Source organism: Halochromatium sp. NSM3, from assembly GCF_059621085.1.
The window spans coordinates 15,910-31,268 of the sequence record NZ_JCAQIA010000017.1 but is presented as its reverse complement, the minus strand read 5'-3'; the positions used below and the strand labels follow the sequence as shown (position 1 = coordinate 31,268).

Genomic DNA, 15,359 nt, shown 5'->3' with positions numbered 1-15,359 from the left:
CTGATCCCCGATTAGGCTCACGCGACCCCGGCTCCGGCCGGGGTTTTTGTTGACAAGACGCTTACTCACGGAGGCCCCATGGACCTGTTTCTGAAGATCGCCGTCGCCGGCGTCCTGATCATGATGCTGTTCTTTCTCTGGCCGGCCTTCAAGGCCTGGCAGGAGAACGGCCCCAAGGCCGAAAAAGGCGACTGGCAAGCCGCGATCCTGCCGCTTGCCGCTGTGGTCGGCCTCGTCATCGTGCTGATCCTGTTCGTGCGCTGACAGGGGTCTCGGGTGACGCCCGGCGGGTGCCACCCGATGCCGGCGCATCATCCAATCGCATACTCAGCGACACCCGCTTGCGCGGCAGATCCACCTCTAGCACCTTGACCTTCACCAACTGCCCGGTGCTGACTACCTCATAGGGATCTTTCACAAACCGATCCGCCAAGCGCGAGATATGCACCAGCCCATCCTGATGCACGCCGACATCGACGAAGGCGCCGAAGTTGGTCACATTGGTCACCGTGCCCTCCAGCACCATCCCCGGTCGTAGATCCGACAGCGTCTCGACCCCCTCCATGAAGCGCGCCGCCTTGAACTCCGGGCGCGGATCACGCCCCGGCTTCTCCAACTCGGCGATGATGTCGCGCACCGTCGGCTCACCGAAACGCTCATCGGCAAACCGCGCCGGCTGCAGTCCACTCAAGGCCGCGCGATCGCCGATCAAGGCCCGAATATCCCGCCCGACCTCCTTGAGCATCCGCCGCACCACCGGATAGGCCTCCGGATGCACCGCCGAGCCATCCAACGGCTCATCGCCATCGTTGATGCGCAAGAAGCCCGCGCACTGCTGAAAGGTCTTCTCGCCCAGGCGCGGCACCTTCTTCAACTGCGCGCGACTGCGAAAGGCGCCCTGCTCCTCGCGAAAGCGCACGACATTCTCAGCCAGCGTTTGCGTCAGGCCCGAGACCTGCGCCAGCAGAGGCGCCGAAGCCGTGTTCAGGTCCACGCCAACCGCGTTCACGCAGTCCTCCACCACCGCATCGAGGGTGCGTGCCAACCCGCTCTGATTCACATCATGCTGATACTGGCCCACGCCGATCGCCTTTGGATCGATCTTCACCAACTCGGCCAGCGGGTCCTGCAGCCGGCGCGCGATCGACACCGCCCCGCGCAGCGAGACATCCAGCTCCGGCAGCTCGCGCGACGCATACTCCGAGGCCGAATAGACCGAGGCGCCAGCCTCGCTGACCACCAGCGATTGCAGGCCCAGCTCCGGATGGCGGTGGATCAGCTCACGCGCCAGCTTATCGGTCTCGCGCGAGGCGGTGCCGTTGCCAATGCTGATCAGCTTGGCGCCATGGGTCGCGGCCAGCTTGGCGAGCGCCGCGATCGAGGCATCCCATTGGTTCCTCGGCGCATGCGGATAGAATGTGCCGGTCTCGACCACCCGCCCTGTCGCATCCACCACCGCGACCTTGATCCCGGTCCGCAACCCCGGATCGAGTCCAATGGTCGGCAGCCGCCCAGCCGGCGCGGCCAGCAGCAGCGCCTTCAGATTTTTGGCGAAGACCCGGATCGCCTCCGTCTCTGCCGCCTCCAGCAGCCGATGCTTGAGATCCAGGTCGAGGCGCGTCATCAACTTGATGCGCCAGGTCTTGCGCACCGTCTCGATCAGCCAAGCATCGCCCGACTGGCCTTGATCGCGAATGCCGAAGCGCTGTGCAATCCGCCCACGGAAGGCAGCATCTGGGTCCTCGCCTTCGCCAGCCAACAGCTCCAATGCCAGGATGCCCTGATTGCGGCCCCGGAACAGCGCCAACGCCCGATGCGAGGGTACCTTGGCGATCGGCTCGGCGTAGTCGAAGTAATCGGAGAACTTCGCGCCTTCGGCCTCCTTGCCGGCGATTACCCGCGACACCAGGATGCCAACCTCCCACAGCCGCTCGCGCAGCTGCCCGGCCAGCTCGGCGTCCTCGGCGAAGCGCTCCATCAGGATCTGACGCGCCCCCTCCAGCGCCGCCGCAACATCGGCCACCCCCTTGCCCGCATCGACATAGGCTGCAGCTTGCTGTTCAGGCGCCTGCGCTCGGTCTGCGAGCAGTGCATCCGCCAGCGGCTCAAGCCCGGCCTTACGCGCGATCTGCGCCTTGGTGCGGCGCTTCGGCTTGAACGGCAGATACAGATCCTCGAGCCGCTGCTTGGTCTCCGCAGCCTCGATCTCGGCGCGCAGCTCATCGCTCAGCTTGCTCTGCTCGTCGATGCTGGCCAACACCGTCGCGCGCCGCTCCTCAAGCTCGCGCAGATAGCCCAGACGCTGTGCCAGATGCCGCAACTGGATATCATCGAGCCCGCCGGTCGCCTCCTTGCGATAGCGAGCGATGAACGGCACCGTGGCGCCATCGTCGAGCAGATCAACAGCGGCCTGCACCTGCCGGGGATGACAGTCCAGCTCTTGCGAGATAACGGGAATAATCGCGCCCATGAGGCTATGTCACGTCTCCATTGATGCCAACAAGGCTGCATATTGTAGACAAAAGCCAGACCCGACCTGCAATTGCCGCATGGCGGAGGTGACGCCGAGCCAAGAGCGCGCGGACGGATTCATGCGCAACGCCAGCAACAACGCAATGCGGGCGCTCGTGCCAACGGCCCGCCACGACAGCCCGAGCTGGGCCGCCGCCAACGCCGAGCCAACCAGCGCCGCGTGCTCGAAACCGCCCAGGCAGCGCAATGCCTGATAGGGGTCAGCGCGATCCAGGGTCTCGGCATGGCGCTTGCCGATGAGCGTGGCGTCCGGGTCTTCGTGCTCGACCAAACCGCCGTCGTGCAGCAGATGACGCCAGGCCCGATTGGTGATGCACGCACCCACCCCGGCCTCGTCGCCTCGAGCCAAGATCAAAGCGACGCCATCCAGCTTCGCCCGCTCGACCGCCTGTCGCCCGGCACTCAGTGCCCGATCGAGCTGATGGCCATCCATCGCCGCCCCCAAGCGGCTGTCAAGCGTGCCCGGCCCCAGATCGAAGCATTGTGCCTGGGGATCGACCCGCACCGCATCATGACGCCCGAGATCAAGCCTAGCCTCGGTCACTGAAGCGGCGAGATCGCAGTCTCGCGGCGCGGGACAGAAAAGTGCTCCCAGGCACATGCAGCGCGGCAGCAGCACCTCGCGCGACTTCGGCGCGCCAGAGCCAATCGACTCAGAATCTCCCCCAACGCCATTGACCGCACACGCGATAGGGTTGTTAGCCCTGACTCCCAAACCCGAGGCTCCATGGTCCCTAAGCGTGACGCTCGATTCTGTCCAGCGATCAGGTTGAGCGGCTCCATGATCGGCGACCATGTCGAGCAGCCGAACCTGCAGCACACCAGCCTGTCCAGCGTCGTCCCCAGCACCATAGTCAAAACCATAGCCAGCGCCGTCTCGAACCGGCGCTGCGGGAACCAATAGCCATTGCGGCCATGCGGAATGAGTCCTCATACTATCGCCGTTCACCCGAATCGCCAGACACGATCGGCCTAAAAAGCTCAGGGAGCCTAAGCATGTTGGCTCCGGGAGTGAGGGCGACTCGCAATCCACACCGAACGCTCTGCAAACGCTCACAATGAACCCGCAACGCTGCATCCTCATCACCGGCTGTTCGAGCGGCATCGGCCACCACTGTGCCCACGGGCTGGCGAAGCGCGGCTGGAAGGTGGTTGCCTCGGCCCGCCAGCAGGCCGACGTCGAGCGCCTGCGGGCCGAGGGCTTGCTGGCCGTGCGCCTCGACCTGAGCGAGCCCGAGAGCATCGCCACCGGTCTGGACGAGGTCTTGGCACTCACCGATCAACGCTTGGATGCCCTGTTCAACAACGGCGCCTACGGACTGCCTGGGGCGGTCGAGGATCTGACGCGCGAGGCGCTGCGCGCCCAGTTCGAGACCAACCTGTTCGGCTGCCACGACCTGACCCGGCGGGTGATCCCGATCATGCGCGCCCAGGGCCAGGGGCGCATCGTGTATAACAGCTCGGTGCTCGGCTTCGTGGCGCTGCCTTTTCGCGGCGCCTATGTCGCCAGCAAGTTCGCGCTCGAAGGGCTCACCGACTGTCTGCGCCTGGAGCTGCGCGGCAGCGGTATCGCGGTGGCCTTGATCGAGCCCGGACCGATCCTGAGCCGCTTTCGCGAGAACGCCTTCGACGCCTATCAGCGCCACATCGACCCGAGCCACAGCCCGCACCGCGAGACCTATCGGAAGATGGAAGAGCGTTTGCGCAAGGTCGGTGCGGCGCAACCCTTCACGCTGTCGCCCGAGGCGGTGCTGCGCCGGCTCGTGCACGCATTGGAGAACCCACGCCCGCGCGCGCGCTACGCCGTCACCGTTCCAACCCATGTGCTCGCTGTGCTGCGCCGCTTGTTGCCGAGCCGAGCCATGGACTGGGTCCTACGCCGGGCCTCGCGCGGTGGTCGCGGCTAGGCTAGGCGGTCTCCTCGCTTGGCGCGCCCGCCGGCGCAAAAGGCGAGCGCAGCGCGACCGGCTGCGCCTCGGTTTGCGCGAAGTACCGCGCGAGGAAGGTATCGAAATCACAATCGTCATAGGCCTCGACCTGTGCCTGCCGCGCGCGCGAGTCAGCCGCGAGCCGCTCAAACAACGTCGCGCGCTCCGGGGCGAGTTCGAGCTGGCGAAAGCCCTCCCAATGCTGCTGCGTGAGTCGGCACGCACATTCAGCGAAGCCCTCGCCCCGAGCGCGCATCTCGGCCAAGACCCGCGCCGATGGCGTCGCCTCTGGCTCGGCCATCTTGAACTGCTGCGCGCGGAGCGCGGCCTTGAATACGCCGTCACCGCCAGCGTCCATCAGCTCGGCGAGCGGCTCCATCGCCGCCAGCACCTGCTGGCCCCAGTCGCGTAACACGATCGGACCCGCCGAGCGTTCCAGCATCAAGCCCGGCTCGCGCCCGCGATGCGCGGCGAGCACCTCGTTGCTGTCGATCCAGCGGCGCTCGCGCGGGGAGATCGTCGGGCTCGGCAGCAGCAAGCAATAGAGCATGAACAGCGACAGGAAGTGCATCTGCTCAAGCTCGACCCCGAGCGGCTCGAACAGATTGACATCCACCGAGCGCAGTTCGACATAGCGAATCCCACGCCGGCGCAGCGCCAAGGTCGGGAATTCCATCCAGTCGGTGAGCTGCTTCGGGCGCACGGTGCTGTAGTATTCGTTCTCGATCTGCAGCACATGATCGTTCAGCTGCTCCCAGCGACCGTTGACCTTGGTGCCGATCGACTCATAGTGCGGGCAGGGTGTGCGGATCGCCCAGGTCAGGCTGCGGGTATAAGCGTCGAGCGTGTCGTAGTTGGCCTTGAGGCCGGTGCCCTCCTCCTGGCGATTCTGGTAGCCGATATCACCCATCCGCAGCGAGGTCGCATAGGGATAATAGAAGGTGTTGGTATCGAACGCGTCCAGGTCGGTGGTCGCGTCCTGCACGAAGCTCTTACAGACCGCCGGTGAGGCACCGAATAGATAGGGCACCATCCAACCCAGGCGCTGAAGGTTGCGCACCATGCCCATGTAGCCGGTGTTGCGGACCCCGGATAACCCGTCCTGGCTACCGCCAACCTCGGCCTGGAACGGGCCCCAAAAGGCCTCCGGGAGCGAGAAATTGAAATGCACGCCGGCGATGATCTGCATCACTCGGCCGTAGCGATTGCCAAGCCCCCGCCGGTAGACGGTCTTCATCTCGGCGGCATTCGAGCGGCCATAGCGCGCGAGCGGGATATCGGCCCCGCCGCCGATCACGCAGGGCATACTCGCGGCCCACAGACGCTCATCACCGATGTGCTGATAGACGAATAGATGCAGATCGCGCAGGAAATCGAGCACCGCCCGAGGATCCGACAAGGCCGGCGTCACCAGCTCGACCAAGGCCTCCGAGAAGTCGGTGGTGATATGCGGATGAGTCAAGGCCGAGCCCAGCGCTGCTGGATGCGGGGTCGGCGCCACGCGCCCCTCTGGGGTCACGCGTAGGGTCTCTTTCTCCAACCCGATCAGCGCGTTGGCAAGCAAGGCGCGGACCGCTGGATCAGCGACAATCCGCAGGCGCCGCGCCGGTAGCGCGGCGAACGACATGGGTTCGGACATAGGTCGCGGTCTCAGTCGCTCATGGCCGCGCGTGGCCGCTCACCGGCATCCCGTGGAACGATCATATCGGCCAGGATGCGAGCCGCCTCTCGTGTCAGGATGCGATCGATGACCTCCTGCTGTTTCTCCAACGCGTCCTCGTCGACATGATCGGCATCCTCATCGACGGGTTCGATCCCATGGGCGCGCAGGAACGCCGCCTTGCGCTCTTTCAGCACTTGATCGCGGCGGTTGGACTCGGCACGCCGCTCGCGCTCGCTCAGCGAGACCTGATCCTGGGCCTCGATCTCGCTGAGCACGCGGGCCTGGGCGAAGAGCATGTTGAACCCATCATCCTCAATGATGCGTTGCGCCGACTTGCGCTTTAGCGTCTCAAGATCGAACCCGGCATTGACCTCGAACTTGGCCGGGCGGATCCGTCCCCAGGGCAGTGCATTGTCGAGTGAGCGCTCGCCATGCTCGATGCCCTGCAAGCCCAGCTCGAAGCTGATATCGGGCTCAACCCCCTTCAGCTGCGTGCTGGCCCCGCTGATGCGGAAGAACTCCGCCATGGTCAGGCGCAGGCGCCCAAGCTGCGTATCATCGCCCGGCACGTAGCGATCGAGATCGATCAGCGTCTGCACCGTGCCCTTGCCGAAGGTGGGCTCGCCAATGATGATGCCGCGACCATAGTCCTGGATGGCTCCGGCAAAGATCTCGGAAGCGGAGGCGCTGTTGCGATCAACAAGCACGGCCAGCGGGCCGGTGTAGAAGATCGCCGGGTCCGGGTCCACCTCGACCTCGATCTTACCGAACGAGTCCTTGACCTGCACCACCGGCCCCTCCTCGATGAACAGGCCGGTCAACTCCAGCGCCTCGGTCAGCGAACCACCGCCATTACCACGCAGATCGATGATGAGCCCATCGATCTCATCGGCTTTGAGGTCCTCGATCAGGGCGCGCACGTCGCGGGTGGTGCTGCGGAAATCCCGCCGCCCTGCGGACTCGGCGCGGAAATCCCGATAGAAGGCTGGCACCTCGATGACGCCGATACGCAGCGCGGTCGCATTCTCCGGACTCTCGATGAGGAAACGCTGCGCCGCTTGATCCTCGAGCTTGATCTCGTTGCGCACCAGCGAGACCTCGCGCATGCGCCCGCCGACCGCCTCGGACTTCGGCAAGGTCTGCAGCCGCACCACCGAGCCCTTGGGTCCACGAATCTTGTCCACGACATCCTGCAGCCGCCAACCGACCACGTCCACCATCTCGCCATCGATCCCTTGGCCAACGCCGACGATCCGATCGCCGGTTTGGATCTGACCCGATTGACGCGCGGGACCGCCGGGAATGGTGCGCTGAATCACCGTGTACTCGTTCTCGGCTCGCAGCACCGCGCCAATGCCCTCGAGCGAGAGGCGCATGCTGATGTCGAAGTTCTCCGAGGTGCTCGGCGACATATAGCTGGTATGCGGCTCGAGCGTGCGCGTGTAGGCGTTGACGAAGGCCTGATAGACGTCATCGGCGGTGAACTGATGAATCCGCCGCGTAATGCCGGTATAGCGCTCGCGCAGTTGCTTGCGGATGTCCTCATCGCTCTTCTCGGCAAGCTTCAGCAGCAAGTAGTCGTTCTTGACCCGCTTGCGCCAGATCTCGTTCAGCTCGGCCTCGTTGGCGGCCCAGTCGGCTTTGTCGCGCTTGAACAGGTAGCGTTCATCGCGCTCGAAATCGAACGGTCGCTGCAGCAGCGACAGGGCATAGTCGATGCGTGAATCGACCCGCATCCGGTAGACGCGGAAGATATCGAACGCGGTATCGATCTTGCCCTTGGCCAGGTCGTCATCGAGGCGCGCGGCCGAACGCTGGAAGCGCTCCACATCGCGCTCCAGGAAGAACAGTCGGCCCGAGTCGAGGTCGCTGAAGTAGTTGTCGATGACCTCACCGGCGAAGGCATCGCTGAGCGCGAAGTCGCGATAGTGAAAGCGCTCGAGCACCTTGTTGATCACCACCATGGTGCGAGCCTGACGCTCATCGGGGAACAGCTCGGCGAGGCCGACCTCTTGGGTCTTGGCCAGCGCGCCGAAGGCGAGGAACGCGCTCAGCAGCACGGCCAGGAGACGGCCGAGCGCCATGGCCCGAGGCCGGCAGGCGTGCTGTGGTGCCTGGCTGTGAACCGCGATCGGGGCTGCCGAGTGGAGGCGTCGTTTACTCATGGTCTCGTGCTTTGTGGATCCTAATGATCTGATCATTAAAGAGAGTAGCGGCACCAGGTCTCGAGATCAATCAAACCTCCGCCGCCCTCGGCTTCACCCGAGTGCGGGGTCGGGCAACGGGCACGGCTCGAGCCAAATCAGACTCGCCATGCGCCCGCTCACCCCATCGCGCCGGTACGAAAAGAATCGGTCCGCCTCGGCAAAGGTGCAATGCTCCCCCCCGCCTATCCAGCGCACGCCAAGCTCGGCGAGCCGCTGGCGCGCGAGCAGCCCGAGATCGGCCAGCCAGCGCCCCTCATTGGTGCGACGAAAGGCAGCGGTCGCCTCGGTGCGCGCCGCGCAGAAGGTGTCGCGCACCTCGTCGCCGACCTCGAAATGCGCCGGACCGATCGCCGGCCCCAGCCAGGCCAGCAACTGCTCGCCCGGGCGCTCCATGCGCCGCACCGTGGCCTCAAGGACACCGGCCGCCAAGCCGCGCCAACCGGCATGGGCCGCCGCGACCACGCTGCCGGCCTCATCACAGAGTAGGACCGGGAGACAGTCGGCGGTCATGACCACACAAACCGAGCCCGGCCCGAACGCGACCGAGGCATCGGCGGCGCACCCTCCACCCGTCGCGCGTGGCAACGCGCTGACCGTGCAGCCATGCACCTGTTGCAGCCAGTCTGGCTCCACCGGCAGCCCCGCCTGCGCGCGCAACAGCGCGCGGTTGCGCTGCACCGCCACCGGATCATCGCCGACATGGTCGCCCAGATTCAGACTGGCGTAAGGCCCCGTGCTCACGCCACCCTCGCGCGTCGTGCTCAGCGCGCGCACCGCCGGGGGTGCTGGCCAATGGGGTGCTGGCCAATCAGGTCTCAGTAGCCGCATCATCGCTATCCTGTTGCAAAAGGGCACGGAGCGCGGCCAGATCGGCGGCCATCGGCACCTGCCAGTGCATGGGCTCTGCGCTCGCCGGATGGATCAGCCCAAGCCCGATGGCATGCAAGGCCTGGCGCGGAAAGCCACGCAGCGCTGCGGCCAACTCGGGACGAGCGGCAGCGGCGGAGCGCGTGCCGGCTCCGTAAAGTGGATCACCCACCAACGGATAGCGCAGATGGGCCATGTGGACGCGAATCTGATGCGTACGCCCGGTCTGCAGCCGCACGCCAAGCAGGCTGTGGTCGCGATAACGCTCCAACACCAGGTATTCGCTCACCGCCGGCCGGCCACCAGCGACCACGGCCATGGCCGTGCGCCGCGTTGGATGCCGCCCAATCGGCGCATCGACGCGGCCACTGGCCTTGGGCTGTCCGACCACCAAGGCCCGGTAATCGCGCTTGACGCTGCGCGCCTTGAGCTGCGCGACCAGCGAGCGATGCGCCAGCAGGCTGCGTGCGACCACCATCAGCCCCGTGGTGTCCTTGTCCAAGCGATGGACGATCCCGCAGCGCGGCAGCTCACCGAGGCGCGGGTCATAATGTAAGAGCGCGTTCTGTAATGTGCCGTCTGGATGCCCGGCAGCCGGATGCACGACCAGACCCGCCGGTTTATCGATCACCAACAGATGTGCATCCTTGAACACGACTCGCAACGGAATCGGCTGCGGCAGACAATCTCCGGAGGACTCAATCAAGGGCCGGACCAGCACCTGCTCGGCCCCGCGCACGCGGTCTTTCGGCCGTGGCTGATGCCCGTCGAGCGACACCCGCCCCTGCTCGATCCAGGTCCGCAGTCGGCTGCGCGAGAATGCCGGAAGCAGCTCGGCGAGCACCTGATCGAGCCGACGACCGGCGTGCTCGGGCCGCAGCCGCAAGGACTGGGTCTCGGATTCCTCGAGCCTGGCCTGCTCGCACTGTGGTTCGCGCCGTGGTTCGCGTTGGGCGATGTCGGCAATATCTGGGCTCGCGTCTGTGACTGTCACGTCGATTCAGTATACTGAGGCGCCATCTCTTCGACCCATGAACACGCGCAGCGACGCCGCATTCTCCATGATCCGACTCCTAGTGACGACCCTCATCGCTGTGACCCTCTTGAGTGGCTGCGGCATCTTCGGCAAGGAATTCGACGAGACCGAGGGCTGGTCGGCGAACGAGCTGTATAGCAAAGCCGCGCGCGAACTCGATTCCGCCAATTACAAGCGCGCCATCGAACTCTACCGGAAACTGGAAGCACGCTACCCGTTCGGTCGTTTCGCGATGCAGGGTCAGCTCGACATCGCCTACGCCTATTACAAGGCCGAAGAGCCCGAGCAGGCGCTCGCCGCTGCGGACCGTTTCATCAAGCTCTATCCGCAAAACCCCTACGTCGACTATGCCTACTTTCTCAAGGGCATCGTCAACTACAACCGCAGCATCGGTTTCCTCGACCGCTTCTTCCCGCTCGACACCGCGCAGCGCGACCCCGGCTCGGCGATGGACGCCTTCAACGACTTCTCGGAGCTTGTGCGTCTCTATCCCAACAGCAAGTATGCCGCCGATGCCCGGCAGCGCATGTTACATCTGCGTAACATGCTGGCCGAAGGGGAATTGCACGTCGGGCGCTACTACATGGAGCGAGGGGCTTATCTCGCCGCCGTGGCGCGCGGCCAGTATGTGGTCGAGCGCTTCCAGCGCACCAGCGCCGTCGAAGATGCCTTGGAGCTGATGATCGAAGGCTACCAGCGGCTCGGCGAGGATGAACTCGCCGCCGATGCGCGCCGGGTCTTGGTGATGAACCGCGAGGCGGGCCGCTTCCTCGACGATACGCCAGACCCCAGCGAGGTCAGCCTGGCGCGACGCGTCTGGGATTATCTCGGCCTGGATCGAAACTGAGGGATCAGGACACGGAGGAGGCGGGAGGCCGGGCTCAGATCCTGGGCTCAGATCCTGGGCTCAGATCCTGGGCTCAGATCCTGGGCTCAGATCGCGGCCTCGTTCTCCTCGCCGGTGCGGATACGCACCACCCGATCGACCGAACTGACGAAGATCTTGCCATCGCCGATCTTGCCGGTACGGGCCGCCTTGGTGATCGCCTCGACGCAGGTATCGAGCTGGTCGTCGGCGACCACGAGTTCCACCTTGACCTTGGGCAGGAAATCGACCACGTACTCAGCGCCGCGGTAGAGTTCGGTATGACCCTTCTGACGGCCGAAGCCCTTGACTTCGATGGCTGTCATGCCGGTAATCCCAGCCTGCGACAGCGCCTCGCGGACGTCGTCGAGCTTAAAGGGTTTGATAATGGCTTCGACCTTCTTCATGCGATTCTCCGTTCAACCTTTCGGCTGGTAATCGGGTGAGTATAAGAGCCTGCCCGGGGATTGACCATAGCCATCGGCTGACTGACCCATCTGACCCGCCGGCTTACTGACCAAGCAGCTCGGCGACACGCCGGCCAAGCAGCGCGGGCGAACGCACCACCTGAACACCGGCGGCCTCCAGCGCCTGATATTTGGCCTCGGCGGTTCCACTGCCGGCACTGACGATGGCGCCCGCGTGTCCCATGCGTTTGCCAGGCGGCGCGGTCACGCCGGCGATATAGGCCACGACGGGCTTGGTCATGCGCCGGCGCACGAACTCGGCGGCCGCCTCCTCGGCACCGCCGCCGATCTCACCGACCATTAGCACCGCGTCGGTGTCCGGATCGGCCTCGAACAAGGCCAGACAGTCGACAAAATCCAACCCATGGATCGGATCGCCGCCAATGCCGATACAGGTGCTCTGACCAAGCCCCTCGGCAGAGGTCTGCTCGACGGCCTCATAGGTCAGGGTACCGGAACGCGAGACGATGCCAACCCGCCCCGGTGTATGGATAGCGCCTGGCATGATGCCGATCTTACACCCCCCAGGCGTGATGATCCCCGGGCAATTCGGCCCGATCAGCATGGCCCCGCCGCGCGCCAGCGCCGCCTTCACCGCGAGCATCTCCAACACCGGAATACCCTCGGTGATACAGACGATCACTCGGATGCCGGCATCGGCGGCCTCCAGGATCGCATCGGCCGCATAGGCCGCCGGCACATAGATCATGGTGGCCTCGGCGCCGGTCTCGCGTACCGCCGCGTGGACCGTATCAAACACCGGCAGCCCCAGGTGCCGTTGCCCGCCCTTGCCGGGCGTCACGCCGCCCACCATGCGCGTGCCGTAGGCGATCGCCTGTTCGCTGTGGAAGCTGCCCTGGCGCCCGGTGAAACCCTGACAGATCACCCGCGTCCTCGCATCGACGAGCACACTCATGCCTCACCTCCGGCGTGCTGGATGGTTGCGCCTTGGGCGGCTACGGCCTTGACCACCTTATTGGCCGCGTCGACCAGGGTTGCGGCGGTCTCGATCGCGAGCCCACTGTGCGCCAGCCGTTCCAGCCCGAGGGCGGCATTGGTGCCCTCCAGGCGCACCACCACCGGCACCTTGACGCCGACCTGCTGGACCGCCGCGAGGATGCCCTCGGCGATCAGGTCGCAGCGCACGATACCACCGAAGATATTCACCAGCACCGCCGCCACCTTGTCATCGCTCAGCACCAGCGCGAAGGCGCGGGCAACGCGATCGGCGGTGGCACCGCCGCCGACATCGAGAAAATTGGCCGGCGCGCCGCCATGCAGCGCAATCAGATCCATGGTCGCCATCGCCAGTCCGGCACCATTGACCATGCAGCCGATATCGCCATCGAGGCTGATGTAGCTCAGCCCCTCGGCGCGCGCCGCGACCTCGCGCGCATCCTCCTGGCTGGGATCATGCAGCGCCGCCAGCTCCGGATGCCGATACAAGGCGCTGTCGTCCAGATCCAGCTTCGCATCCAGCGCGATCAGCTCGCCGTCCTGGGTCACCACCAGCGGATTGATCTCGACCAGGCGCGCATCGCAGCCGATCAACAACTGGTACAGTCCGTTCAGCAGTTGCTCAAAGACCGGCTGCTGCGCCGCTGTCAGGCCGAGGAACAGCCCGATCTGGCGGCATTGCCAGGGGCGCAGACCCATCGCCGGCTCGATGTGCAAGACCCGCACCGCCTCGGGCTGAGCGGCCGCCACCGCCTCAATGTCCATGCCCCCGGCGGCCGAGGCCATGATGGCGATGCGCTCGGCCGCGCGGTCCACCAGCAGCGCCAGATAGAGTTCGCGCGCGATCGCGACCGGCGTCTCCAACAGCAACCGCGAGACCGGTAGCCCCTGCGGCGGCGTCTGTGGCGTCACCAGCCGGCTGCCGAGCAGCGCCTGTGCCTGGGCCTCCAGCTCGGCCACCGACGCGCAGCGTTGCACGCCGCCGGCCTTACCCCGGCCACCGGCATGCACCTGCGCCTTGAGCAGCGTCGGCACGCCGAGCACATCCGCCGCCGCCCGCACCTCCTCAAGCGACGCGGCCACGCGCGCCTCGGGCACCGGGATCGCGAAGCGGGTAAAGAGCTGTTTCGCTTGATATTCGTGCAGATTCATGAAAAAACCAACATGCGGCGTGGCCCCTGGGAGTCCAAGGCAAGCGGCGCCGTCAGCGCCAAGGCCTCCCCGAAACGGACAGTGATGGCGTATTCTGCGGGATTCGCGGGCCACGACCAAGTACCGCGTCCAACCAACCCCATTCCGCCACAAGACAAACCGCAGCGGCGAACGGCTTGGCATGAGCATGAGCCCGCGCTCGCTGCGCGATCGTTTACTCAAGCTCGGACTCGCCCGATGGTCTCCCGCACACCCGCCGACCCCTTCCTTGACTGGTTCCGGCACTGTACCCCCTATATCCACGCGCACCGTGGCCGCACCTTCGTCATCGCCGTCGGCGGCGAGGCGCTCGACGATGCCCGCCTGCCCGAGCTGGTGCATGACATCGCGCTCCTACATGGGCTCGGCATCCGCCTGGTGATCGTGCATGGCGCCCGCCCCCAGATCGAGCGCCGGTTGGCCGAGCGCGGCGCTGCGCTGCAGGTCATCAACGGCCTGCGCGTCACCGACGAGGCCGCCCTCGCCTGCGTCAAGGAGGCCGCCGGCACCGCGCGCGTCGAGATCGAGGCCCTGCTGTCACTGGGCCTGGCGAACTCGCCGATGGCCGGCGTGCGCATCCCAGTCGCCTCTGGCAATTTCGTTTTCGCGCGGCCGATCGGCGTGCTCAACGGCATCGATTACAAGCACACCGGCGCGGTACGCCGCATCGACCGCGCCTCACTCGGCCAGCGGCTCGATGATGGCGCCGTCGCACTGATGCCGCCGATCGGCTACTCGCCGACCGGCGAGGTCTTCAACCTCACTGCGGCCGATGTCGCGCGCGCGGCCGCTATTGCCTTGCAAGCGGACAAACTGATCTTCCTCGTCGAAGGCGGCGGCCTCTGCGAGGCGCCCAGCCAAGCACCAAGCCAGACGTCCAGCGACGAGGCACCAAGCCAAACACCCCGCGATGCCGCCGAACAAGCACCCCTCGATGCCGACCAAGCGCCTCGGGTCCGCTCGCACCTGCTCGGCGCCGAGGTCGCGACCCTGCTTGCCCAGCGCGGCGATATCAGTGAGGACCTCGCGCAAGCGCTGCGCGCCGGCGCCGAGGCCTGCGAGCACGGTGTCGCCCGCGTCCACATTGTCGGCCGGGAGAACCCCGCCGCGCTCCTGCGCGAACTGTTCACGCGCGATGGCGCCGGCACCCTGATGACCGGCGAGCCCTACGAACGCCTGCGCGCGGCACACAGCAGCGATATCCCCGGCATCCGCAGCCTGCTCGAGCCGATGGAGCGCGCCGGCATCCTGGTGCCGCGCACGGCCGAGGAGCTGGAGCTGATCATCGACCGCTTCCAGGTCACCGAACTCGATGGCACCATCATCGCTTGTGCCTCGCTGTCCGCCTGCCCGCGCGCGCGGATCGGGGAACTTGCTTGCGTCGCCGTACACCCAAGCTATCGCGCCCAGGGACGTGGCGATCGCCTGCTCGCGCACATGGAAGCGCAAGCCCGCGCGCTGGGCCTCGAGCGGCTCTTCGTGCTCACAACGCAGACGGCGCACTGGTTCCGCGAACGCGGCTTCCTGCCCGGCGATGTCGACGACCTCCCCGAAGAGCGCCGGCGCCAGTACAACAACGCACGCAATTCGCAGGTCTACATCAAGCCACTGCATCCCTAGCGCTCAGCACGCCAGCTCACCTCGAA

Annotated in this window: 13 protein-coding genes; 4 read left to right on the top strand and 9 right to left on the bottom strand. The window is 65.9% G+C overall.

Annotated features, from left to right (window positions below; translation table 11 throughout):
• Positions 1–78 precede the first annotated feature (78 nt).
• A complete protein-coding gene (locus AC54T3_RS09060) occupies positions 79–264 on the top strand; it encodes a hypothetical protein (protein ID WP_496624123.1) in 186 nt (61 codons plus the stop codon).
• Here AC54T3_RS09060 and AC54T3_RS09055 read toward each other — a convergent pair.
• Together AC54T3_RS09055 and AC54T3_RS09050 are read right to left on the bottom strand one after the other, a co-directional pair.
• Positions 236–2,470, bottom strand: coding sequence for a Tex family protein (locus tag AC54T3_RS09055; RefSeq protein WP_496624122.1), 2,235 nt, complete (start codon positions 2,468–2,470; stop codon positions 236–238). The genes AC54T3_RS09060 and AC54T3_RS09055 overlap by 29 nt on opposite strands.
• A gap of 9 nt (positions 2,471–2,479) precedes the next feature.
• On the bottom strand, positions 2,480–3,076 hold the full coding sequence (locus tag AC54T3_RS09050; protein WP_496624121.1) for a nicotinate-nucleotide--dimethylbenzimidazole phosphoribosyltransferase: 597 nt from the start codon (positions 3,074–3,076) through the stop codon (positions 2,480–2,482).
• Between the two features lie 514 nt (positions 3,077–3,590).
• On the opposite strand from AC54T3_RS09050, the gene AC54T3_RS09045 reads away from it, so the two are divergent.
• Positions 3,591–4,439, top strand: a complete 849-nt coding sequence (locus tag AC54T3_RS09045; RefSeq protein ID WP_496624120.1) for an SDR family oxidoreductase — start codon at positions 3,591–3,593, stop codon at positions 4,437–4,439.
• Position 4,440: 1 nt separating this feature from the next.
• Here the strand turns inward: AC54T3_RS09045 and gshA are convergent, their stop codons facing one another.
• The 4 genes from gshA to rluD all read right to left on the bottom strand — a co-directional run bounded on the left by gshA (position 4,441) and on the right by rluD (position 10,083).
• Positions 4,441–6,099 (bottom strand): glutamate--cysteine ligase, encoded by a 1,659-nt coding sequence (gshA, locus tag AC54T3_RS09040; RefSeq protein WP_496624119.1) that lies wholly within the window; start codon positions 6,097–6,099, stop codon positions 4,441–4,443.
• Positions 6,100–6,110: 11 nt separating this feature from the next.
• Complete coding sequence (locus tag AC54T3_RS09035; protein WP_496624118.1) at positions 6,111–8,288, bottom strand: carboxy terminal-processing peptidase; 2,178 nt, start codon at positions 8,286–8,288, stop codon at positions 6,111–6,113.
• 93 nt (positions 8,289–8,381) lie between these two features.
• Positions 8,382–9,158, bottom strand: coding sequence for a peptidoglycan editing factor PgeF (gene pgeF / locus AC54T3_RS09030; RefSeq protein WP_496624117.1), 777 nt, complete (start codon positions 9,156–9,158; stop codon positions 8,382–8,384).
• A complete protein-coding gene (gene rluD, locus AC54T3_RS09025) occupies positions 9,139–10,083 on the bottom strand; it encodes a 23S rRNA pseudouridine(1911/1915/1917) synthase RluD (RefSeq protein WP_496624181.1) in 945 nt (314 codons plus the stop codon). The genes pgeF and rluD overlap by 20 nt, the downstream gene beginning before the upstream one ends.
• A gap of 175 nt (positions 10,084–10,258) precedes the next feature.
• Between rluD and AC54T3_RS09020 the strand changes: the two genes are divergently transcribed.
• Positions 10,259–11,080, top strand: coding sequence for an outer membrane protein assembly factor BamD (locus AC54T3_RS09020; protein WP_496624180.1), 822 nt, complete (start codon positions 10,259–10,261; stop codon positions 11,078–11,080).
• Positions 11,081–11,166: 86 nt separating this feature from the next.
• Here the strand turns inward: AC54T3_RS09020 and AC54T3_RS09015 are convergent, their stop codons facing one another.
• From AC54T3_RS09015 to sucC, 3 genes are all read right to left on the bottom strand, one after another.
• A complete protein-coding gene (locus AC54T3_RS09015) occupies positions 11,167–11,505 on the bottom strand; it encodes a P-II family nitrogen regulator (RefSeq protein ID WP_496624115.1) in 339 nt (112 codons plus the stop codon).
• A gap of 103 nt (positions 11,506–11,608) precedes the next feature.
• On the bottom strand, positions 11,609–12,481 hold the full coding sequence (sucD, locus tag AC54T3_RS09010; RefSeq protein WP_496624114.1) for a succinate--CoA ligase subunit alpha: 873 nt from the start codon (positions 12,479–12,481) through the stop codon (positions 11,609–11,611).
• Positions 12,478–13,674 (bottom strand): ADP-forming succinate--CoA ligase subunit beta, encoded by a 1,197-nt coding sequence (sucC, locus tag AC54T3_RS09005; RefSeq protein WP_496624113.1) that lies wholly within the window; start codon positions 13,672–13,674, stop codon positions 12,478–12,480. Before sucC ends, sucD begins: the two co-directional genes overlap by 4 nt.
• 237 nt (positions 13,675–13,911) lie before the next feature.
• On the opposite strand from sucC, the gene argA reads away from it, so the two are divergent.
• Positions 13,912–15,333: an amino-acid N-acetyltransferase gene (argA, locus tag AC54T3_RS09000; protein WP_496624112.1), complete on the top strand. Its 1,422-nt coding sequence runs from the start codon at positions 13,912–13,914 to the stop codon at positions 15,331–15,333.
• Positions 15,334–15,359: the final 26 nt, after the last annotated feature.